The 21,537-nt window shown below is 68.6% G+C and carries 17 protein-coding genes; 14 read left to right on the top strand and 3 right to left on the bottom strand.

Annotation, left to right across the window (positions count from 1 at the left end; genetic code table 11):
* The first annotated feature begins 3 nt into the window (after positions 1 to 3).
* The 3 genes from scpB to UK23_RS41605 all read left to right on the top strand — a co-directional run bounded on the left by scpB (position 4) and on the right by UK23_RS41605 (position 4,394).
* Positions 4 to 762, top strand: a complete 759-nt coding sequence (gene scpB, locus UK23_RS41615; protein ID WP_063778168.1) for an SMC-Scp complex subunit ScpB — start codon at positions 4 to 6, stop codon at positions 760 to 762.
* On the top strand, positions 755 to 1,489 hold the full coding sequence (locus tag UK23_RS41610) for a pseudouridine synthase (protein ID WP_045317320.1): 735 nt from the start codon (positions 755 to 757) through the stop codon (positions 1,487 to 1,489). The genes scpB and UK23_RS41610 overlap by 8 nt, the downstream gene beginning before the upstream one ends.
* Positions 1,490 to 1,655: 166 nt before the next feature.
* The gene (locus tag UK23_RS41605; protein WP_156213765.1) at positions 1,656 to 4,394 is read left to right on the top strand and encodes a hypothetical protein; all 2,739 of its coding nucleotides are present in this window, start codon (positions 1,656 to 1,658) and stop codon (positions 4,392 to 4,394) included.
* A gap of 2 nt (positions 4,395 to 4,396) precedes the next feature.
* Here the strand turns inward: UK23_RS41605 and UK23_RS41600 are convergent, their stop codons facing one another.
* Positions 4,397 to 4,606 (bottom strand): hypothetical protein, encoded by a 210-nt coding sequence (locus tag UK23_RS41600; protein ID WP_156213764.1) that lies wholly within the window; start codon positions 4,604 to 4,606, stop codon positions 4,397 to 4,399.
* A gap of 266 nt (positions 4,607 to 4,872) precedes the next feature.
* Between UK23_RS41600 and UK23_RS41595 the strand changes: the two genes are divergently transcribed.
* The 7 genes from UK23_RS41595 (at position 4,873) to UK23_RS41565 (ending at position 13,716) form a co-directional block, all read left to right on the top strand.
* The gene (locus UK23_RS41595) at positions 4,873 to 7,590 is read left to right on the top strand and encodes a helix-turn-helix domain-containing protein (RefSeq protein WP_052685502.1); all 2,718 of its coding nucleotides are present in this window, start codon (positions 4,873 to 4,875) and stop codon (positions 7,588 to 7,590) included.
* A gap of 37 nt (positions 7,591 to 7,627) precedes the next feature.
* Positions 7,628 to 8,137, top strand: a complete 510-nt coding sequence (locus UK23_RS41590; RefSeq protein ID WP_045317318.1) for a hypothetical protein — start codon at positions 7,628 to 7,630, stop codon at positions 8,135 to 8,137.
* Between the two features lie 54 nt (positions 8,138 to 8,191).
* Entirely contained in the window at positions 8,192 to 10,930 is a 2,739-nt protein-coding gene (locus UK23_RS41585; protein ID WP_045317317.1) for a helix-turn-helix domain-containing protein, read from the top strand.
* A gap of 71 nt (positions 10,931 to 11,001) precedes the next feature.
* Positions 11,002 to 11,745 (top strand): ABC transporter permease, encoded by a 744-nt coding sequence (locus tag UK23_RS41580; protein ID WP_045317316.1) that lies wholly within the window; start codon positions 11,002 to 11,004, stop codon positions 11,743 to 11,745.
* Positions 11,742 to 12,509, top strand: coding sequence for an ABC transporter permease (locus tag UK23_RS41575; RefSeq protein ID WP_082115408.1), 768 nt, complete (start codon positions 11,742 to 11,744; stop codon positions 12,507 to 12,509). The genes UK23_RS41580 and UK23_RS41575 overlap by 4 nt, the downstream gene beginning before the upstream one ends.
* Positions 12,493 to 13,290: an ABC transporter ATP-binding protein gene (locus UK23_RS41570; RefSeq protein WP_045317314.1), complete on the top strand. Its 798-nt coding sequence runs from the start codon at positions 12,493 to 12,495 to the stop codon at positions 13,288 to 13,290. Before UK23_RS41575 ends, UK23_RS41570 begins: the two co-directional genes overlap by 17 nt.
* Before the next feature lie 15 nt (positions 13,291 to 13,305).
* Positions 13,306 to 13,716, top strand: coding sequence for a DUF5956 family protein (locus tag UK23_RS41565; protein WP_045317313.1), 411 nt, complete (start codon positions 13,306 to 13,308; stop codon positions 13,714 to 13,716).
* 246 nt (positions 13,717 to 13,962) lie between these two features.
* Here the strand turns inward: UK23_RS41565 and UK23_RS41560 are convergent, their stop codons facing one another.
* Positions 13,963 to 14,832 carry an IniB N-terminal domain-containing protein gene (locus UK23_RS41560; protein WP_045317312.1) on the bottom strand — a complete coding sequence of 290 codons (870 nt, stop codon included), beginning with the start codon at positions 14,830 to 14,832 and terminating at the stop codon, positions 13,963 to 13,965.
* Positions 14,833 to 15,007: 175 nt separating this feature from the next.
* Positions 15,008 to 16,177 (bottom strand): 4-hydroxybenzoate 3-monooxygenase, encoded by a 1,170-nt coding sequence (locus tag UK23_RS41555; protein WP_045317311.1) that lies wholly within the window; start codon positions 16,175 to 16,177, stop codon positions 15,008 to 15,010.
* Between the two features lie 174 nt (positions 16,178 to 16,351).
* Here UK23_RS41555 and UK23_RS41550 point away from each other — a divergent pair, with 174 nt between their 5' ends.
* From UK23_RS41550 to UK23_RS41535, 4 genes are all read left to right on the top strand, one after another.
* Complete coding sequence (locus UK23_RS41550) at positions 16,352 to 17,362, top strand: ABC transporter substrate-binding protein (RefSeq protein WP_045317310.1); 1,011 nt, start codon at positions 16,352 to 16,354, stop codon at positions 17,360 to 17,362.
* Between the two features lie 220 nt (positions 17,363 to 17,582).
* Positions 17,583 to 20,423, top strand: a complete 2,841-nt coding sequence (locus UK23_RS41545; protein ID WP_231114911.1) for a nitrate- and nitrite sensing domain-containing protein — start codon at positions 17,583 to 17,585, stop codon at positions 20,421 to 20,423.
* Positions 20,420 to 20,842, top strand: a complete 423-nt coding sequence (locus UK23_RS41540) for a roadblock/LC7 domain-containing protein (protein ID WP_030468876.1) — start codon at positions 20,420 to 20,422, stop codon at positions 20,840 to 20,842. Before UK23_RS41545 ends, UK23_RS41540 begins: the two co-directional genes overlap by 4 nt.
* A 17-nt stretch (positions 20,843 to 20,859) precedes the next feature.
* On the top strand, positions 20,860 to 21,456 hold the full coding sequence (locus UK23_RS41535; protein ID WP_045317309.1) for a GTP-binding protein: 597 nt from the start codon (positions 20,860 to 20,862) through the stop codon (positions 21,454 to 21,456).
* The last annotated feature ends 81 nt before the right edge of the window (positions 21,457 to 21,537 follow it).

Genomic DNA, 21,537 nt, shown 5'->3' with positions numbered 1-21,537 from the left:
GAGGTGGATGAAGGTTCCCTTCATCCCGAGCCCGAGCCCGAGCCCGCCGAAGCCGTCGAGCCTGAGCCAGGGGCTCAGGAGACGCCTGACTCGGGCCCCGCCGAGCCGGAAGCGGAGACCGGCGCCGACCCCGAGGACGCCGCCGACGCCGCCACCCTCGAAGCCCAGCTGCTCGCCGCCGCCCCCGAGGAAGCCATCGAGGACTCGGGCCTGCCGGACCTCGCCGACGACCAGGAGTTCGAGGCAGCGATCGAGTCCGTGCTGCTCGTGGTGGACAGCCCGATCGCGGAAGACCAGCTCAGCAGTGCCCTTGAGCAGCCGGTTAAGCGAATCAAGGAGGCACTCCGTAGACTCTCCACCCGGTACACCGAGTCCGGCAGTGGCATCGACCTGCGCAGGGCGGGGGACGGCTGGCGGTTCTACACGCGGGACCGGTACGCCCCGTTCGTGGAGAAGCTGCTGCTCGACGGCCAGCGCGCGAAACTCACCCGCGCGGCCCTGGAGACGCTCGCGGTGATCGCCTACCGGCAGCCTGTTACGCGGGCGCGGATCGCGGCGGTTCGTGGCGTCAACGTGGACGGTGTGATTCGGACCCTGGTCGCGCGCGGGCTCATCGAGGAGACGGGCACGGACAGCGACACGGGTGGGATTCTGTACCGCACGACCGAACTGTTCCTGGAGCGGTTGGGGCTCTCGTCACTGCGAGATCTGCCTCCAATCGCGCCGCTGCTGCCCGAAGTGGATGCGATCGACGATGTCTGAGAACGAGGGCGTGCGCCTGCAGAAGGTGCTCGCACAGGCGGGGATCGCCTCGCGCCGCGCTTCAGAGGAGCTGATCGACCAGGGGCGCGTCCAGGTCGACGGCAAGGTCGTGCGCGAGCAGGGGCGCCGGATCGACCCCGAGACGGCGGTCGTGCACGTCGACGGCGTGCGGGTGCAGATCCGCGAGGACGTCGTGACGATCGCGCTGAACAAGCCGTTCGGCATGCTGTCGACGATGGAGGACGACCTGGGCCGCCCGTGCGTGGGCGACCTGGTGCGCAACCGCGCGGAGCGGCTGTTCCACGTCGGGCGGCTCGACGCCGAGACCGAGGGCCTGCTGCTGCTCACCAACGACGGCGAGCTCGCGCACCGGTTGATGCACCCGAGCTACAACGTCAAGAAGACCTACCTCGCCGAGGTCCCCGGCCCGGTCGAGAAGGGTCTCAACAAGAAGCTGAAGGCCGGCGTCGAGCTGGAGGACGGCCCGGTCAAGGTCGACTCCTTCAAGCTCATCAGCGCCGTCCCCGGCAAGGCGCTCGTCGAGATCGTGCTGCACGAGGGCCGCAAGCACATCGTGCGCCGCCTGATGGAGCACGTCGGCTACCCAGTGCAGTCGTTGGTGCGCGTCGCGGTCGGTGACGTCTCCCTCGGCAACCAGCGCCCCGGCTCGATGCGCGTCCTGAACCGCCAGGAAGTCGGCGGTCTTTACAAGCTCGTCGGTCTCTGATCACACTCTGACCCGTGCCCCTCCGGTCCCCCGAGAACCGGAGGGGCCTCGGCGATCCCCCGATCACCACCTGCAACGAAAACGCTACGAGCGAACACGTTGTAAGGGGTCGGCCATGCGCATTGAACAACAGGGTGTGGACAATCGGTCACAGGGGGAGACCGACATGCCACGTACCGAACGTCCGCTGGACAGCGAAGAGACCGAGCTCGGCAGCTTTGCCGCCGACCTGCGCAAACTGCGAGACGAGGCGGGCAAACCGTCCTACCGGGTTCTCGCCGCACGCGCGCACTACTCGGCGGCCACGCTGTCGGATGCCGCCGGCGGCAAGAAGCTGCCGACGCTCCCCGTCACCCTGGCCTTCGCCAAGGCCTGTGGCGGCGACGAGCAGGAGTGGGAACAGCGGTGGCGGGCGATCGCCGCGCCTCCCGAGCCGAGCGGCGACGCCCCGTACGTGGGGCTGAAGGCGTTCCAGCGGGAGGACGCCGACCGGTTCTTCGGCCGCGAGAAGCTCACCGCGAAGCTCGTCGACCTGGTCGCGAGCCGCCCGCTCGTCGGCGTCTTCGGGGCGAGCGGCTCCGGCAAGTCCTCACTGCTGCGCGCGGGCCTGCTGCCCCGCCTGGACCGCGCCGTGATCTTCACGCCGGGCGCTCAGCCGGCCGACGAGTGCGCTGTCCGGCTCGCCCAGGCGACCGGACACTCGGCGGTGGTGCTGCGCGCCGAGCTCGAAGACCCAGCCGGGCTGGGCCTGATCGCCAGGCAGCACGACCTGACCCTCGTCATCGACCAGTTCGAGGAAGTCTTCACGCTGGCGGGGCCGGAGCAGCGCGACTGGTTCGTCCAGGCCCTCGTGAAGGCACCACGTGTGGTCATCGGGGTGCGCGCCGACTTCTACGGCCACATCGGTCGCCACCCGGAACTCGTCGAGGCCCTCGAGGGCGCACAGCTCCTCGTCGGCCCGATGACCGCGGACGACCTCCGCCGTGCCATCACCCAGCCCGCCCTGCACGTCGGTGCGACGGTGGAAACCGCGCTGGTCACCCGCCTCGTCGCGGACGTGGCGGGCCAGGCGGCCGCGCTCCCGCTCGTCCAGCACGCCCTGGTCGAGACCTGGCACCGGCGTCGCGGCATGACGCTCTCGCTGGTCGGCTACGAGCAGGCGGGCGGTGTCGAGCACGCCATCGCGCGCACCGCCGAAGCGGTGTACGAGCAGCTGAGCGGGGACCAGCAGCAGATCGCTCGCCGCACGTTCCTGCGCCTCATCGCACTCGGTGAAGGCACCGAGGACACCAAGCGGAGAGCCGCCCGTGAAGACCTCGACGCCGAGGTTCTGGAACGCCTCGCCAACGCCCGTCTGGTCACCCTCACCGAACACCACGCCGAGCTGACCCACGAGGCGCTCATCCGCTCCTGGCCGCGGCTGCGCGACTGGATCGCCGAGGACCGCAACGCGCTGCGCGTCCACCACCAGCTCACCGAGGCCGCCGCGCAGTGGGACGGCGACCGCGACCTCCTCTACAAGGGCGCCCGGCTCGCCCAGGCCGCCGAACTGAGCCCGGACTCGCTCACCGAACCAGAACGCGAGTTCCTCACCGCCAGCCAAGCCGACGGACGCCGCCGAGCCCGCCGCACCCGAGTGGTGGTGGCCGTCCTGTCGGTGCTGGTCCTGCTGCTGGCGGGCACCGTCGTGTTCGCGGTCGACCAGGCGGGCGAGGCGTCCCGGCAACGAGACGTCGCGGTCGCCGCCAGCGTCGCCGCCGAGGCACGACGGCTGGCGCTGCTGCCGACCGACTCCGGCGAGGCGGTCCGCGTCGCGTTGGCGGCCTACAAGGTGGCACCCACCGAGGCGAACCGGGACGCGCTGTTCTTCGTCGAGGCGACGAAACGGCGCGAGCTGATCGGGACGAACACGCCAGAAGACACCCGCTTCATCAAGAACGACGGTGGCCACCTGTTCATGACGGTCAAGGGGTACGAGCTCGAAACGCCGCTCTGGGACCTCCGCGACCACGGCCAGGGCCGGTACCACGGTGTCCTGAACGGGCGCCCGGTCGTCGTCAGCGACGACGACAAGCGCGCGATCGTCGCGACGACGCGGGGCGTGGAGCTGATGGACATCACCAACCCCCTCAGCCCGCGCACCCTGGCCGAGGTCGACGCGATTGCCTACCGCGAGACCGGCCTGGCGGCGGACAGCGCGCTGAACAGCTTCGCGGGCACCGTCGCGGTCGTGGGCAGCTTCCGCGACCTGAAGGCCAAGCTCTGGCGGTACGAGGGATCCAGCGTGCTGCGGGAGTTCGACATTCCCGGTGCCAACCCGGCGACGGCCCTGCGCATGTCCCCGGACGGCCACGTCCTGGCCGTGTCGCGGGAGGACACCGCGGCCGTCGAGCTCTGGCGGATCGACGGCGAGACGGTGCACAAGGTGAGCGAGACCGTGCCGCAGAGGACCTTGCTGCCCACCCGCTTCAGCGCCGACGGCAGGTTCCTCCTGCTGGTCAGCTCGGCGGTGGGGCAGGTACAGGTGTGGGACGTCGCTGATCCCGCGAAGCCGGTGGTGCAGGCCGACATCCCGACCCTGCCGAAGGCCGAGCTCAAGATCGCGTTCTCCCCGGACGGCCGCAGCGTGCTGCTCGGCACCGACCGTTCCGCGCACATCTGGGACGTCTCGCAGCCCGGCAGGCCGGTGCGTGCCGGCGCCTTCGAGAACTTTCCGGACAACATCACCGCGGTCGACCACTGGTCACCGCCGTACGGGTTCGTCGCCGTGACCGAGCGCAACATCTGGCAGCTGCGCACCGACGTGGACCAGATGATCCGCGACCTGTGCCAGGGCGGCATGGAGCTGTCCGACGCGGACTGGGCGAAGTACTTCCCGGAGGTCGCGCGGGTGCCGGTCTGCTGAGGTCAGGAGCCTGAGGGGAGACCGAGGTCCCGCGCGTGCATCTGCGTGGGCCTCGGGTCGTCCGGGAGCCGGCCGCGGTACCAGCCGCCGCCGACCCACTCCTCGACGATGAACGTCGTGCCGGCGGGAATGCGCTTGGGCGGTTCACCCGGCCAGTTCAGCAGGACGCCGCGGACCATCTCGCAGACCATCCGGGCGGTTGTAGTCGACATCGCGAGCGCCCCCTCGTCATCGGTATCACCGAATTTAAGGACGTCTCGTTGTCCACGGTCGGTGTCCGGAGGTTGACAACAAGTGCGGACATGGGATCTGAGCCGTGGGTGGCAGCAGCGCGAGGCCACCCACGGCCACTCCGGCGCCGGTTCGGGGCGAAAGCACCGGGCCTTTCCCCAATGAACTGATGTGCCGACGTTAGGGCGAACGGGTTGTTCACGGTCAGGCGTTGGCCGCTGAACAAAGTTCTCTGAACAATGACGGGATGCCGAGACGGGAACGCCCTCTCGACCAGGGCGAGAGCGGTCTCCTGCAGTTCGCCGCGGATCTGCGCCGGCTGCGGGAGCGGGCGGGCAGCCCCACCTACCGGGAGCTGAGCCGGCGGGCGCACTACTCGGCGGCCGCGTTGTCCGAGGCGGCCGGTGGGCGGAAGCTGCCGAGCCTCGCGGTGACGAAGGCATACGTCAAAGCCTGCGACGCCGACCCGGAGGAGTGGGTGCGACGGTGGCACGAGGTCGCGGAGTCGGCACCGCACGGGGCGAACGACAGCCCGTACGTCGGGCTGGCGATGTTCCAGCCCGGTGACGCGCCGAAGTTCTTCGGGCGCGAGCGGTTGACGGCCGAGCTGCTCGCGACGACGAACCGGTTCACGGGCGTGTTCGGGCCGTCCGGCGTGGGGAAGTCGTCGCTCCTGCGCGCCGGTCTCATCGCCCGCACCCGCGAACCGGTGCTGTTGTTCACGCCCGGCGCGAACCCCGTGGAGGAGTGCGCGGTCGCGCTGGCGTTGCTCACCGGGGCGGACGCGGTGGAGCTGGCCGAGGAGCTGGCGGATCCTGCCGCGCTGCACCGCAAACACGAGCACCTCGTGGTCGTGGACCAGTTCGAGGAGCTGTTCACGTTGTGCCGCACTGAGGAGCTGCGTGCGTGGCTCATCGCGGCGCTCAAGGACTGCGCGAAGGTCGTCATCGGCGTGCGCGCCGACTACTACGGGCATTGCGCGCACTATCCCGAGCTCGTCGAGATGCTGAAGAGCAGCCAGGTCATGGTCGGCGCGATGACGCCCGACGAGCTGCGCCTCGCCATCACCGAGCCCGCCGCCGTCGCGGGTGCGAAGATCGAGACTTCGTTGCTGGCCAGGCTGATGGCAGACGCGGTGGGCCAGGCCGCGGTGTTGCCGTTGCTGTCCCACGCACTCGCGGAGACCTGGCTGCACCGCCGCGGGATGACGCTCACGCTGTCCGCGTACGAGGAGGTGGGCGGCGTCGAACACGCCGTCGCCCGTACCGCGCAGGAGGTCTTCGACAGCCTCACGCCCGCGCAACAGGCGCAGGCGAAACGGATCCTGCTCCGGCTCGTCACCGCCGAGGACACGAAACGCCGTGCCCACAAGGACGAGCTCGAAGCCGACGAGGACGTCGTGCGAGAACTGGCCGCCGCCCGGCTCGTCGTCATCGACCGCGACGGCGTCGAACTGGCGCACGAGGCGTTGATCCGCAGCTGGCCGGCGCTGCACGCGTGGATCGAAGAAGACCGCGAGAACATCAAGGCACAACGCGAACTCACGCACGCCACGCAGACCTGGGAGTCACTCGACCGCGATCCCGGCGCGTTGTTCCGCGGCCGCCGGCTGGTGAACGTTCCGCCCGGCCTCGCCCTGAACTCCAGGGAACGCGCGTTCCTGGCCGCCAGCCTCGCCGCCGAGGAAGAAGTCTCCACGAGCGCACGAAGACGCACCCGCCGCCAGCGCCAGCTGCTCGCCGCACTGGCCACCCTGATCGTCGTCGCGGCCAGCTCGACCGTCTTCGCCTTGCAGGCCGGCAGAACCGCCGCCGAACAACGTGCCGCCGCAGTCGTCCTGAAAGCCGTGGGAGAAGCCGCCGCGCTGCGCTCCACCAACCCCGATCTGGCCCAGCAGGTGGCCCTCGGCGCCTACCAGCTGGTGCCGTTGTCCCAGGCGCGCAACGGTTTGCGCCAGGAGGACGTGCCCACCCAGGTCCTGTGGAACGCCCAAGCCGAAGTGACCGCACTCGTCGTCGGCCCGACCCAGCAACAGGTGGTCACCGGTCACCGCGACGGCACGGTGGAGCTGACGGACCTCGACGACCTGCCGTCACCGCGCACTTCCCACGAGGCCACCAGGCATTCCGGTGCCGTGACCGCGCTCGCCATGGACTCGACCGGCGGCCTGGTCGCCTCCGCCGGCGACGACGGCGCCGTGCGCGTCGTGGACGTGTCGCTCGGCAAACCCCGCGAGCTCGCAGTTCTCCCGGCCCGCGCCACCGCGATCGCCTGGCAGGGCACGACTCTCGTCACGACCGACCACGACGGCGCACTGAGCTTCTGGACCGACCTGCGTCGCGAGCACCCCAGACTGCTGCTCAGCACCCAGCTCGACCTGGGTCCGTTGGCGGGCATGGCTTTCCGCGAGGACGGCCACATCCTCGCGGCCACCACCACGGGCCGTTCCGTCCACCTCGTCGACGTCTCGGACCCGCGCAGCCCCACACTCGTGTCCCTGACCAAGGAGTTCGCCGGATCAGCCCAGTTCGCCGGCCAGAACCTGCTCCTGACCACCGCCACGACGGCCGTGCACGTCTGGGACACCACCGATCCGCGCGATCCCGTGCTGCGCGCCGAGATCCCGTCCGGCGGCGGTGCGATCACCTCGGCGTGGCTCGGCACCGACAGCGTCGCGGTGGCCACGGACGACGGCCTGGTGCGCCTCTGGCAGCTCAAGGATCAGCAGGACCCGGTCGAGCAGGCCCTGCTGCGCGCTCACGTCGGGCCGGTCGCGGCGGTCGGCCTCACGCCCAAGGGCGACGAGGTCGTGACAGGTGGCGCGGACAAGGCCGTGCGGCTGTGGAACGTCGACCTGCGCGATCCGGCGGTGCGGATCTGCGAGCAGGTGATCAGGAAGATGACCCGCGAGGAGTGGGAGCGGTACTTCGGCGACCTCGACTTCGCTCCGCCGTGCCGTGGCTGAAAGCGAGCTGCAAGAACCCGCTCGCTAGGTTCGCCCGATGCCGATCTTGCGCACCGCCGGCGTGCTCGCCGCAGCCCTCGCCCTCGCGGGTTGCGGCACCGAGCAGCACTCGAGCACCCCGCAATCCACCAGCACGACCTCGACGACGACCAGCACCACCGCGCCGGCGACGACCACGCCACCGAAGCCGACGGCCAAGGACGGCAAGGACTTCGCGCAGTGCGCGGACGGCAGCTGCGAGATCTCGATCGGCGAGCCCGTCACGATCGCCGTCGCGGGCAACAGCTTCGTCGTGAAGAGCGTCGCTGACGACGGGCTGGAGTTCGAGCTGCAGCTCGCGAGCGGTGGCACGGCGTCCGGCACGCTCAAGGGCACCTGCGGGTCGATCATGAAGTTCTACCTGGACGGGACGGGTGGCGGGACCGGCACGTTCTGCAACCCGGACAACGCTCCGCAGCCCGCGCCGACGCCCGAACCAGGGGTGTTCCAGCTCCAGCTGGCGGGGTTGAACGATCACCAAGCGGTTGTCCGGATGGTGACCGGTTAGCGGGGCGTTAGACGCAGGGCGAACCTCTGGTGGACAATCCGGCCGGGAGGCGGCATGCCACGAGGGGAACGACCGCTGGGTCCGGAGGACACCGCGCTGCTGAAGTTCGCCGGTGACCTGCGCAGACTGCGTGACCAGGCCGGCAAACCGAGCTATCGCGAGCTGGCCAGGCGGGCCAACTACTCGCCCACGGCGTTGTCCGACGCGGCGGGTGGGCGCAAGCTCCCGTCGCTCGCGCTGACGCTGGCGTTCGTGCGGGCCTGCGAGGGCGATCCCGCGCCCTGGACCCGCAGGTGGCGTGAGCTCGCCGCCGAACACGCTCTGCCACTGCATCCCAACGCACCGTATCCGGGCGCCGAACCGTTCGGCGAGGACGACGCGAAGAGGTTCTTCGGGCGTGAGGTCCTCGTCGAGCAGATCGTCGAGTCGACCAGGACCAAACCGCTCACCGTGCTCGTCGGAGCATCGGGTGCGGGCCGCACCTCGCTGCTCGCCGCCGGTCTCAAGCCGGCCTTCGACGACGCCGTGGTGATCACGCCCGGCGAGCACGCGCTCGAGGACCTGGCCGCCGCCCTCGCGGAGGTCTTCGAGAACACCACCGGCGAGCAGCTCGCCGCCGAGTTCCGGCAGGACCCCGACCACGTCCGGCTGCGGATCCGCCAGCACCGGCCCGGTCTCACGCTGCTCGTCGACGACTTCGAGAAGGCGCTCGGTCAGCAGGACTTCGTCTCCGCCCTCACCCGCTGCCCGCACGTCGTCGTCGCGGTCCGCGCGGACCGGCGGGACCGGTGCGCGGACCTCGGCGGCCACGAGATCGTCATCGAGCCGATGAGCGCGGACCAGCTGCGCCGCGCGATCACCGAGCCCGCCGCCAAGATCGGCGCGACCGTCGAGACCGCGGTGATCGCCCGGCTGGTCGCGGACGCCGCGAACCAGCACGCGCTGCCGTTGGTGCAGCAGACGCTCACCGAGACATGGCGGCGCAAACGCGGCATGACGCTGTCGCAGGCCGGGTTCGAGGAGGCCGGCGGCATCGAGCACGTCGTCGCGCGGGCGGCGACGAGCTTCTTCGAGGGCTTGAGCGAGGACGACCGAAGAGCGGCGAAACGAGTCTTCCTGCGGCTGGTTTCCGTGCAGCGCAACGGAATCGTGCAACGCAGAACCCGCAAGCTCGACATCGACGCGCGCCTGCTCGACCTGCTCGTCAAGGCCAGGCTGGTCACGATCACCGAGGACGGCGTCGCGCTCGCCCACGACGCGGTGCTGCGCTGGCCCAGGCTCACCGAGTGGATCGACGAGGAACGCGAGAACCTCGGCACGCACCAGCAGCTCGTCACCGCGATCGAGCTGTGGGAGGCGAGCGACCGCGACCCGCTGGCGCTCTACCGGGGTGCGCGGCTGCGCAAGGCCAAGGACCTGGGCGACTTCCTGACCGCGCAGGAACGCCGGTTCGTCGACATCAGCACCAGGCGCGAGACGCGGCGCTCCACGGCGTTGATCGCGGTGATGGCCGTGCTGATCGCACTCGTGCCCGGCACCGTCGTCTACGCGCTGGCCAACGAACGCAAGATCACCGAGCTGAACGACCGCGAGCTCGGCGGCAAGGCGATCTCCGAGTCCGAGGCGCTGATGGAGCAGCGGCAACCGTACGCGGACAAGTACGCGCTGGTCGGCTACACGGTCAACCCGTCGATCGAGGCCGAGAAGGTGCTGCGGCTGGCCAACGCGGTCACCCACGGCATCCCGTTCACCGGCACACCGGCGGACAACGCGAGCGTGCAGGTCGCGCCGCGCGGCGAGCTGGCCGCGGTGACCGACGAGGACGGCACCGACCGCGTGTGGAGCCTCGACGAGGGCCGTGCGCTGCCGGGCAAGCGGTTCTTCGACCGGCACACGGTCGTCAAGCTGGCCGAGCACCGCGCTGTCACGCAGGACGCCACCGGCCGTCAGCACCTGTGGGACGTCAAGAGCGCCAACGACATCACCTACCTCACCGCGCTCGACGACCGGTTCCGGGTCATGGACATCAGCGCGGACGGCTCGCGGCTCGCCGGCAAGATCGGCGGGGTGGACGAGCTCGGCCTCCCGACACCGGACAGCACCGAGCGCACCACGCTGTACGACCTCGGCGACCCGAGGCACCCGCGCCAGCTGCCGTTGCCCGCGTCGGTGCGCGATGCCGGGATCATGGCGTTGAGCTACGACGGCCGTGAGCTCGCGACCGGCGTGTGGGACGCGGCCAAGAGCACCACGACCCTGGAGTTCTGGGCCGTCGGCGGCACCTTCGCGCCCGCCGCGCCGCCGTTGCCGCAGAACGTCTACGTCCACAGCCTCACCTACAGCAGCGACGGCCGCTGGCTCGCCGTCGAGCACTCGCCGCAGGGCATCGTCCAGGTCTGGCAGCGCGTGCCCAGCGGAGCCCCGGTGCTGCGCGCGACGATCGACAGCGTGACGCGGTCGACCGCGCACGTGACGTTCACCGACGACGGTCGCGTGGCCGTGGTGCGCGACAACATCTTCGAGGTGCAGCAGCTGTACACGTCCGGGCGCCCGGCGGACCGGCTCGCGTACGTGACGGGGCAGGGCCGGGGCGTGCAGCCGATGTACCGGCCGCAGTACGGCGACTTCCTGGTGCGCTCCGGGGCGGACAACCCCGAGTTGCTGCCGTACGTGCTCGACGCCAGTCGCATCATCAAGAAGATGTGTGAAAAAGACGAAGCACGGCTCTCGGACTCCGAATGGGTGAAGAGCTTCGGCGAAGTGGAGCGCGTCAAGGTGTGCGGATCGCGCTGATCTGTGGGAAACAACCTGGAGTTGGGCAAGCACGCATTGTGAACGGGAGATCCACTCTCTAGGGTGACCGAGTGCGTGCGTTCACAAGGGGACTCCTCGGCATCGCCGGGTTTCTCGTGCTGTGGGAGCTCTTAGGACGCTCTCCGCTCCTCCCTGCGGAATCGCTGCCGCCACCGTCCGTCGTGTTCGGTGAGCTGGTCACGCAACTGACTTCGCCCGACTTCATCCGTCATGTCGTGGCAACAGTTCTGGCACTGCTGATCGCCATCGTGATCGCGATCGCCATCGCGGTGCCGAGTGGACTCGTGCTCGGCAGCGTCCCGGCCGTTCGCCACGCGACGCGCGCGGTCATCGAGTTCCTGCGCCCGATCCCTTCTGTGGCACTGATTCCGCTCGCGCTGGTGATGCTGGGCTTCGGCCCGGAAACGAAGATCACGCTGGCCGTGTACGCGGCACTGTGGCCGATCCTGTTCAACACCATTTACGCGCTCGACGAACTTGACCCGCTTCTCGTTGACACAGCAAGGGTTTTCGGAACGGGCCGGCTCGGCGTGCTGTTCTTCGTGGCGCTGCCCAGCGCGTTGCCGTTCGTCCTCACCGGAATCCGGCTCGCGGCGACGACCGCGCTGGTCGTGATGGTGAGCGTGGAGCTGATGGCGGGCAGCCAGGTGGGCCTCGGCTACTTCATCATGGAGGCCCGCAGCGGGCCTGGCCGGATGGACCAGGTGCTGGTCGGCACCGTGGTCGCGGGCGTGATCGGCGTCCTGCTGAACAACGGCCTGGAACGCGTCCGCCGGCGTTGGGTGGCCTGGTGACCAAGTTCCTGCAGCGGTGGACTGTGTTCGCCGGTCTGGTTGTCGTTTGGCAGGTGCTCGGCTGGCTCGCCGACGACCCGTTCTTCCCGCCGCCGTCTCTCATCGTTTCCGCTGCGTGGGAGTGGTGGGTACTCGAGCCGTCGAACTTCTTCGACCACGTGGTGCCGTCCGTGGAGCGATTGCTGGGTGGCTGGGCGATCGCTTCCTTGATCGGTGTGTCGCTCGGGCTCGCGCTGGGCCGCTCGGACCGGGCGATGGAGTACGCGGGCCCGCTGCTGGTGTTCCTGCGCTCCATCCCGCCGCCCGCGCTGGTGCCGGTGTTCCTGCTGCTGTTCCGCGGCGGCACCTCGATGCAGCTCGCGACGATCGTCTTCGGCGTCATCTGGCCGGTGCTGCTGAACAGCGTGGACGGTGCCCGTTCGGTCGACGTGACCAAAGTGGACACTTCCGCGGTCTTCCAGATCCCGCGCTGGCAATGGGTTCTCGGCGTGGTGCTGCCCGCTGCCTCCCCGAAGATCTTCGCGGGCCTGCGGGTTTCGCTTTCTCTGTCGTTGGTGCTGATGGTGATCTCCGAGCTCGTGGGCACGGACAACGGCATCGGTTCGCAGCTCATGCAGGCGCAGCGCGAGTTCGACTACACGCGCATGTGGGCCGGCATCGTCCTGTTGGGCGTGCTCGGCTACGGACTCAACACCGCGCTGCTCGCGGTGGAACGCAGGGTGTTGGCGTGGCAACCGAGGAGTCGGGATGAGCAACATGCTTGAGGTGGCCGACCTAGGCCACACCTACGGCGACCACGAGGCCATCGGCGGCCTCACGTTCACCGTGCGCGCCGGCGAGCTGGTGTGCGTGGTGGGCCCGTCGGGGTGTGGCAAGTCGACACTGCTGCGCACGATCTCCGGTCTGGTCGCGCCCTCTCGCGGCGACGTCTCGTTGAACGGCTCGCACCTGGCCGTGGTCTTCCAGGACTACTCGCGCTCGCTCTTCCCGTGGCTCTCGGTGCAGGGCAACGTGGAGTTCCCGCTGCGGGGCCTTCCTCGCGCTGAACGGCGCGCACGTGCCGCTGAGGCCTTGGAGTGGGTGGGTCTTGGTGCGGCTGCTCGCAAGCGGCCGTGGCAGCTCTCTGGTGGCATGCAGCAGCGTGTGGCGATCGCGCGCGCTCTGGCTTACCGGCCCTCGTTGTTGTTGATGGACGAGCCGTTCGCCTCGGTGGACGCGCAGACCCGGTTCGAGCTGGAGGACCTCTTGCTGCGCGTGCGCCGGGAGCACGACACGACCGTTCTCGTGGTCACGCACGACATCGACGAGTCGGTGTACCTGGGGGACCGGATCCTGGTTCTCTCCGGGTCTCCGGCTCGGCTGGTGGCTGACCTCGAGGTGCCGTTGCCTGCTGAGCGGAACCAGGTGACGACGCGGACCGATGAGGGGTTCGTGGCGCTGCGGTCGAAGGTGGCGCGGCTGTTGAACGTCGGGAAGCCCAGCATGGACATGGAGAAGTGGGCTGCGGCCGAGCGGGAGTCGCTGAGCGAAACCGTGTCTTCCTGACGGACACTTCGTCGCGTGACTGACTGGAACCGGTTCCTCGTCGTCGACGCGGAGCCCGTGGAGGTGTCTGGCGGGCGGGACCGGGTTGTGCTGTTGGGAGAACGGCGGCTGCTCGCCCTGCCGGACAACGGGTATCAGCTGTTGCTGGCGTGGGTGGCCGGGCCGCGCAGAGTGGTGCGCACGCCGGCGCCGATCCATGCCGACCAGGACATCGTCGACACGTTCGTGAACTCGTACCTGGTGGACGCCGGCGCGCCGCCAAGGCCGCGCGGGTTCGCCTGGTACGTGGATCTGCCTGACGGAGTCACGCCTGCCGAGGTGTGGCGCGCGGTCGACGACGGCGGGGAGCACGGGGCGTCTGTGGACCTGAGGCGCGTGCGGCAGGCGATGGAACGAGGACTGGCCGCGCTCTACGACCGGGCTTGAGAAACGGAACAGCCCCGGACCCGCCGTGGTCCGGGGCTGAACTGCGTCGCGGGAGGCGACGAACCTGCAGGCGCCCCGGCGCGTCTCGGGGTTCGCCCACTCTGTACTGGTTACTCGTTGAAGGCACAGTGCGAACAACCTTCTGGAGGAGAACGGCGGGCACTCACCGCTCGGGGGCAGAGCAACTGAGCGCCCGCCGTGACCGTTCCCCCGTGAACTGCCAGGAACGACTGCGACCGTGACGGCTCAGAAGTGGACGTCGACGTCGTTGTGGTTGCCGATGCCGTCGAGCACGTTGATGTCGCCCAGGTTGACGTCACCGATGACCTGGCCGACGTTGTGGTGGATGTCGCCGACCTGCGCGACGTCCTGCACCACGTTGTGGCTGAGGTCGACGGTGTCGTGCACGTCCGCGACGTCCTTGACCAGCACGTCGGTGTGCTTCACGAGCACGTCGGTGTCGACGACGTTCTTCGTCAGCACGTCGGTGTCGAGGTCCTTCACGAGCACGTTGGACACATCGTGCACGTCCGCCGTCACGTCGGAAACGCTCGCCACGTCGGTCACCTTGCTGACGAGGGAGTTGTCGGAGGCGATGTCCGAGACGTTCGAGACGACGTCGGTGCCCTTCAGAACGGTGGCGTCGAGGGTGTTCGACACGTCGCCCAGGCCGGAGAAGTCCGAGACCAGCGCGGTGAGGGCGGAGGGAGCGGCGATTCCGGTCAGGCCGGCCACGTCGGCCACGCCCGTCACGCCGTCGGCGTTGCCCGCGATCTGCAGCAGGCTGTCGACGGCCGGGAGCTCGCTGCCGCCGAGGACGCCGTCCAGGACGTCGACGTTCGGCACGGAGGCGGCGTCGAGGACCAGGGGCAGGATCTCGTGCACGTCGGTCGCGGTGATGTCGTTGAGGCCCGCGTCCTGCAGGCAGCCCATCGGGTCCTGCAGGAACGCCTCGCGGGCGTCCACGTCGGTCAGCAGGCCGAGGGTGAAGTCGTGCAGGGTGATCTGCTCGGTCTGCACCGTGGTGCCACCGGTCTCGACGGTGGTGTTGCCGGTCTCGACGGTCGTCGGGCCGGTCTGCACCGTGGTGGGCTCGGCGGGCGCGGTCTGCTGCATGGGGCTCAGGCTCCTGTAGCTGAATCGGGGGATGTCGTGTTGAACCGTATGGATGAACGACATCCCCCGTCATCGGGAGTTGGCCCCAGATCGTGACGAAACGAGATCCCTAGGGGGACGGTGTCACCCGTTAGGGGACCCCGGGGACTCACCCCATAGGGCGAGATTTGTGCCCTCAGGGGCCGACGTAGTTCTCCGCGAAGGTCGCGCGGTAGGCAGGCGACTCGGCCAGGTGCTCCAGCCGGGCCTGGGCCAGGCGTCCGAAGAACGGCGAGCTCACGTCGGTGTGGATCATGTTCACCATCCACTGGGAGAACTCCTGCGCCCGCCACACGCGGCGCAGGCAGTCGTCGGAGTAGGTCTTGAGGCCGGCCTCCGAACCGGTCTCGTAGAAGGAGATCAGTGCACGTCCGAACGTTGCGGCGTCGTTCATCGCGAGGTTCATGCCCTTGGCGCCGACCGGGGTGATGATGTGGGCTGCGTCACCCAGCAGGTAGAGCCGGCCGTACGACATCGGCTCCACGACGTGGCTGCGCATGTCCAGCACGCGCTTCTCGATGATCTTTCCCTCGGTCAGCGACCACGTGGAGCCCTGCAGCGCGAACCTCTTGTGCAACGCTTCCCACACTTGTTCGTCGGACCAATCCGACGCTTTAGTTCCCACGGGCACCTGCAAGTAGAACCGGGAAACGGAAGGTGATCGCAACATGTGCCCCGCGAAACCATCCTCGTGCAATGCATAAATGATGGCTTTAGTCGACGGCGGTGCCTCCGCGAGAATGGCGAGCCACTCGATTCCGTGCTGATGGGTGAATTCCGTCAGCACTCCGTCGGGAATGGACGGCCGGCTCACCCCGTGGAACCCGTCGCACCCGGCCACGAAGTCCGCGCTGACACACGTGCGTACCCCATCCGCGCTGGTCCAGTGCACAGACGGCGTAGAAGATGTCAGGTCTCGCAACTCCACGTCGCTGACCGAGAACCGGATGTCACCCCCAGCGTCCAGGAATGACCCGATCAGGTCTTTCACCACTTCCTGCTGGGGGTACACGTAGTGCTTCTGGTTCCCGTACAGATCGCTGTACGACACCTGGAACGCCTGTCCGTTCACGCGGAATTCACACGTTCCGTGACGGTCTGCTTCCATCAGCAAACGATCGGCGAGTCCCAGGGACTCGAGCATGGTTACGGAGCGATGTTCCAGGACACCCGCCCGTGGTCGGGTTTCCACATGGGCACGACTAGCTTTTTCGAGGACGACGCAGTCGATACCTGACTGCTGGATCAGGTTTGCCAAGGTCAGACCGGCCGGCCCTGCGCCGACGACCGCTACTGCGCGCTTCAACTGGGTTCTCCTAGCCCTAGACCTGCTGTGCTTAGATGCTCACCGCAGGTAGTGGACTGGAACCTGCGCGTGTCGGTCAACTGGGGTCTTTTGGAGCAGCATCACTACTCTGAGTGGTTGACCGTCGCGCTAACCCCGCAACGACGACACCGCTCCGACAGGAGAGTGCTCCCGATGACTCGAAGAGTCCGCCGTATGGCCGTCCGTGGCATCGCCCTTGCCACGCTGCTCGCCACCGTGGCGAGCTGTGGACTGCTCGGCGGCAAAGAGCAGACGCCCGCGGCCGACCCGAACGGCCAGGTCGAGAAGCCCAAGATCACCCTGGGGGTGCTTCCGATCCTCGACGTCGCGTCTGTGCACGTGGCGAAGAAGAAGGGCTACTTCGCGGCTGAGGGTCTCGAGGTCGAGCTCAAGACCATCCAGGGTGGCGCTCAGGCGATCCCCGGCCTGATCAACAAAGAGCTGGACATGACGTTCGGCAACTGGGTCTCGTTCTTCGCCGCCCAGTCGAAGGACGCGGCCAAGCAGGTCGACGGGCTCAAGCTCATCGCCGATGGCTACCAGGCCAAACCCGACATGTTCCTGATCTTGGCGGCCGGTGACTCCAACATCAAGTCGCCGCAGGACCTGGCGGGCAAGACCATCGCGATCAACACCTTCAAGAACATCGCGGAGCTGACCGCGAAGGCGACGCTGGAGGCGGCGAACGTCGACCCGAAGTCGGTCACGTTCAAGGAGATGCCGTTCCCGGACATGCAGGCGGCGGTCGCGAACAAGACCGTCGACGCGGCCTTCATGGTCGAGCCGTTCATCACCAAGGCGCAGCGCACCGCCGGCCAGGTCAAGATCCTCGACGCGGCTTCCGGTCCGACGGACAACATCCCGATCGCGGGCTTCGCGACCAGCGGTGAGTTCGCCAAGAAGAACCCCAAGACGGTGGCCGCGTTCCAGCGCGCGATCGCCAAGGGCCAGGCGGACGCCGTCGACCGTCCCACGGTCGAGCCGCTGCTCGTCGAGTACGCCAAGGTCGACAAGGAAACCGCAGCTCTTGTCCACTTCGGCGCCTTCCCGACCACGCTCGACGCGACCCGGCTGCAGCGCATCCCGCAGCTGATGCAGCGCTACGGGCTGCTCGACAAGGAGTTCGACGTCAAGCCGATGCTCATCCAGCCTTCCGGCAGTTGACGAACAGTGCGGGTGACTGTGATCGGGCCGAGATCATGGTCACCCGTGCTGTTGTTTCCTCCGGATGAATTATCGGCAAGGGGCCGTTTAGCGGCCCAGCTCAAAGTTGTTGATTCTCGAACCAGCTGTTTTGTCGTCCGAACGGCGGTATGAGAACAGCGGGTTTTACTCCAAGATCCACCAGGTTTGCTGCTATTAAACGGGGCGGGGAGTGTTGACGGTGCGCGGTCGTGAGGACCAGCGGGGCATCGACCGGTTTCGTCTACGCAACTGGCGGCTGCGGAGCAAGCTCGCGGTGGTGTTGCTGGTTCCGGCCCTGAGCACCGCGACGCTCGCGGGCCTGCGCCTGAACACCCAGCTCGACGACGTGGAGCTGTTCGGCACCGTCCAGCGCGAGCTCGCCGTGAGCCACCAGGCCGCGAAGGTGGAGAACGCGCTGCAGGTCGAGCGCGACTGGGCCGTGCAGTGTGTCGCCGCAGGCAGGCAGAACGCGTGCCCCGAGCACGCCGCCCGCACCGGCCTCACCGACACGGAACTGGGCAAGTACCGGGACGCCGGAGCGACGACCACCGCGTTGAGCGCGCCGCTGAAAGAAGCGTTCGGGAAGTCGCTGCAGTCCCTGGACGGTCTGGCGAGCCTGCGCTTCACCATCCTGAGCACCAAGTACCCGGACATGGCCGTGATCGGTGCCTACAACCAGATCATCGCCTCGCTCGGCCAGGTGCACCGCGCCGCGATCTCGAGCCTGAGCGAACCGGCGATCGTTCCGCTGGTCGCCGCCGCGCAGGCGCTCTACCAGGCGCAGGAACAGCTCGGCCAGCAGAACGCGATCCTCACCGCGACCGCGCTGCGCAAGGACTTCGCCCCCGGCGGCACGGACGAGCTGCGCGCCGCGCAGTCCCGGCTCGACGCGGCGCTGAGCGAGTTCAACGACGTGGCCTCCGCCGCGAACCAGCAGAAGTTCCAGGACAAGGTCTCCGGCGCCTCGGTGGACGGCCGCAACCGCCTGGTGAAGCTGGCGCTCGCGCAGGACGCCGAGGGCAAGCCGGTGTCCATCACGGACGCCGAGGTCCTCAAGATCGGTGAGGACACCGCGAACCTGCTGCGCGAGGTCTCCGCGGACCTCGAGGCCCAGGCCGACGCCACCACCTCGAACCTCGCGAGCATCGCGCGCACCGACGCGTGGCGCGACGCCGCACTGGTCGCCGCGTCGCTGCTCGTCGCGTTCGGTCTGATGGCGATGGTCGCGCAGTCGATGCTGCGGCCGCTGCGCATCCTCCGCCGCAGCGCCCTCGACGTCGCCCGCAACCAGCTGCCGGAGGCCATTCGCCGAATCCGTTCGCACCGCGACCCTGAACGCGCCGCGGAAGAGGCGATCGTCCCGGTGCCGCTCAACACGACCGAGGAAGTCGGTCAGGTCGCGCGCGCGTTCGACCTGGTGCAGCGCGAAGCCGTCCGTCTCGCCGTCGAGCAGGTGGCCCTGCGCGCGAACGTCAACGACATGTTCATCAACCTGTCGCGGCGCTCGCAGGCGTTGGTGGAACGTCAGATCAGCGTGATCGACCGGCTCGAGCAGGACGAGCAGGACCCGGACCACCTGGCGTCGCTGTTCGAGCTCGACCACCTCGCCACGCAGATGCGCCGCAACAGCGAGAACCTGCTGGTGCTCTCCGGCACGACGGTCAACCGCCGCGTCACCCGCCCGGTCGCGATCGCCGAGGTGCTCGGCGCCGCGGTGTCCGAGGTCGAGAAGTACGCGCGGGTCCAGATCGCGCCGACGCCGGACCTGATGGTGCAGGGCCGCGTGGTCAACGACCTCGCGCACCTCATCGCCGAGCTGCTCGACAACGCGACCGCGTTCTCCAAGCCCACCACCAAGGTGACGGTGCGCACGATCGAGACCCGCAAGGGCGAGGTCGCGATCCGCATCCACGACCGCGGCGTCGGCATGCAGGACGCGGACATCGCCGAGTCGAACGCGAAGCTCGCCGACCCGCCGGAGGTCGACGTCTCCGTGGCCCGCGAGATGGGCCTGTACGTGGTCGGCCAGCTCGCGAAGCGCCACGAGATCCGCGTGACGCTGGGCAACAACGACGACATCGAGGGCGGTGTCACCGCGCAGGTGATCCTGCCGATCTCGTTGCTGCACAAGGGACCCGCGCCTGCGCTGCCGTTGCCGGCCGCCACCCAGGTCGAGACCACCAACGAGGGCCTCGCCGGCGTGCCGAAGTGGACGCCGGAGCACCCCGTCGTGGTGCCGTCGCCCGCCTCGGAAGACGAGCCCTCCGGTCGGCACCGCATCGAGCAGACGTCCGCGGACGGCCTGTTCACCGCTCGCGTCGAGGCGTCCGAGGAGTCCACCGGGGACGGTTACTCGTACGAGCCGCCGATGGAGAAGCCGGCTGAGTCCGCGGAGCCCGCCGACCCGGCCACCGAGATCTTCCCGGCCATCCGGGACGATGTCGAGGAGATCGACGCCGACAGCCTGTCCCGGTGGTTCCAGACCCCGGCTGCCACACCGCAGCGACCGTCCGTCGCCGAGTCCACGGCTGTCGTCGAGTCCGGGGTCGTCGCCGAGTCCACGATCGTCAACGCCACACCTGTCTCCACAAAGGACGTTCCGGCAGCGGAGCCGGAACACGACGAGTCCGAACCCTCCACGGTGAACGGCCTGCCCAAGCGGCAGCGTTCGGTGGAACCTTCGAAGTCCGAGGCACCAACGGCGGTGCCGCGCGCGGTCGCCGACTTCGCCGAGTCCGACTGGGGATCGGCCGACGAGGGCTGGCGTGCCGCCGGTGCGCTGCAAAGCAGCGTGCCCGCACAGACGACGGAGAACGGCCTGCCCAAGCGCGTCCCGAAGGCGCGCCTGGTCCCCGGCTCCTCTCCCAAACCGTCGTCACCCGTTCCCCAGTTGGCCGCCGCCGCAATCGGAGGCCGTTCCGCGGAACGGCTCCGTCAGCGGTTCGCCACGTACCAGAAGGGTGTCCAGATGGGCCGTGAGTCGCTCTTCGACTCCGCCGTCGGTGGCATCCCCGTGATCGCAGAAAGGGAACACCAGTGACCACCGCGACTGAGGAACTGGACAACTTCAGCTGGCTGGTCGAGGACTTCGTCAGCAGGGTCGCCGGTGTCGCGCACGCGATCGTCGTCTCGGCGGACGGTCTGCTGCTCGCTTCGTCGGACCGGCTCCCGCACGACCGCGCCGAGCAGCTGGCCGCTGTGTCCTCCGGCCTGGTTTCGCTGAACCTCGGCGCGGCGCGTTGCTTCGAGGCGGGTGAGGTGAAACAAACCGTCGTCGAGATGGAACGGGGCTATCTTTTCCTGATGTCCATCAGCGACGGGTCCTGCCTCGCCGTGCTCGCCGCGCCCAACTGCGACATCGGGCTCATCGGTTACGCGATGACCCGGCTGGTGGAGCGGGTCGGTCTCCAGCTGACGCCGGAGATCCGTGCCCAGCTGCACGTTTCCATGCGAGCCTGAGTAGAGAGAAGTTCCCCATGAGCAACGGTGCTCCGGGTCGTCCCGGGTCACCTGGGGTCGACCTGACCGCGACGTCGGCGAAGATAGTCGTCGCGGGCGGGTTCGGCGTCGGTAAAACGACGTTCGTCGGCTCGGTTTCCGAGATCACCCCGCTGACCACCGAGGCCGTCATGACGCAGGCGTCAGTCGGTGTCGACGACCTGTCCGCGGTGCCGGACAAGGTCACCACCACGGTGGCCATGGACTTCGGCCGCGTGTCGCTGGACAAGGACCTGATCCTCTACCTGTTCGGCACGCCTGGACAGCACCGGTTCTGGTTCATGTGGGACGACCTGGTGCGCGGCGCGATCGGTGCCGTCGTGCTGGTCGACACCCGCAGGATCGACGAGGCGTTCGCGCCCATCGACTTCTTCGAGGACCGCGAACTCCCTTACGTGATCGCGGTGAACTGCTTCGACGGCCTGATGCACCACCGGGCCGAGGAGGTGCGGGACGCGCTGACGATCCCGTCCTCGGTGCCGATAATTCCTTGCGACGCGCGGAACCGGCAGTCGACGAAGCAGATCCTGATCGCGCTGGTGGAGCACGCGCTGCGCCAGCCGTCGTTCGCCTAGAGGCCCTGTCCTACAAGTCCGTTCGATGAGAGTCACGGTCGGGAGACCCGGAGGGTCGCGTTCTCACGGCTCAAGGCCGAC

This window comes from Lentzea aerocolonigenes (assembly GCF_000955955.1).
In the GTDB taxonomy this organism is placed as follows: Bacteria; Actinomycetota; Actinomycetes; order Mycobacteriales; family Pseudonocardiaceae; genus Lentzea; species Lentzea aerocolonigenes_A.
This window is presented reverse-complemented; position numbering and strand designations above follow the sequence as displayed.

Excerpts from the sequence above, each read along its gene's own strand:
- UK23_RS41560 (WP_045317312.1), bottom strand. The coding sequence starts at position 14,832 with ATGCAGCAGACCGCGCCCGCCGAGCCCACCACGGTGCAGACCGGCCCG.
- UK23_RS41585 (WP_045317317.1), top strand. The coding sequence starts at position 8,192 with ATGCCACGAGGGGAACGACCGCTGGGTCCGGAGGACACCGCGCTGCTG.
- UK23_RS41550 (WP_045317310.1), top strand. The coding sequence starts at position 16,352 with ATGACTCGAAGAGTCCGCCGTATGGCCGTCCGTGGCATCGCCCTTGCC.
- UK23_RS41600 (WP_156213764.1), bottom strand. The coding sequence starts at position 4,606 with ATGTCGACTACAACCGCCCGGATGGTCTGCGAGATGGTCCGCGGCGTC.
- UK23_RS41610 (WP_045317320.1), top strand. The coding sequence starts at position 755 with ATGTCTGAGAACGAGGGCGTGCGCCTGCAGAAGGTGCTCGCACAGGCG.
- UK23_RS41535 (WP_045317309.1), top strand. The coding sequence starts at position 20,860 with ATGAGCAACGGTGCTCCGGGTCGTCCCGGGTCACCTGGGGTCGACCTG.
- UK23_RS41595 (WP_052685502.1), top strand. The coding sequence starts at position 4,873 with ATGCCGAGACGGGAACGCCCTCTCGACCAGGGCGAGAGCGGTCTCCTG.
- UK23_RS41570 (WP_045317314.1), top strand. The coding sequence starts at position 12,493 with ATGAGCAACATGCTTGAGGTGGCCGACCTAGGCCACACCTACGGCGAC.
- UK23_RS41590 (WP_045317318.1), top strand. The coding sequence starts at position 7,628 with ATGCCGATCTTGCGCACCGCCGGCGTGCTCGCCGCAGCCCTCGCCCTC.
- UK23_RS41605 (WP_156213765.1), top strand. The coding sequence starts at position 1,656 with ATGCCACGTACCGAACGTCCGCTGGACAGCGAAGAGACCGAGCTCGGC.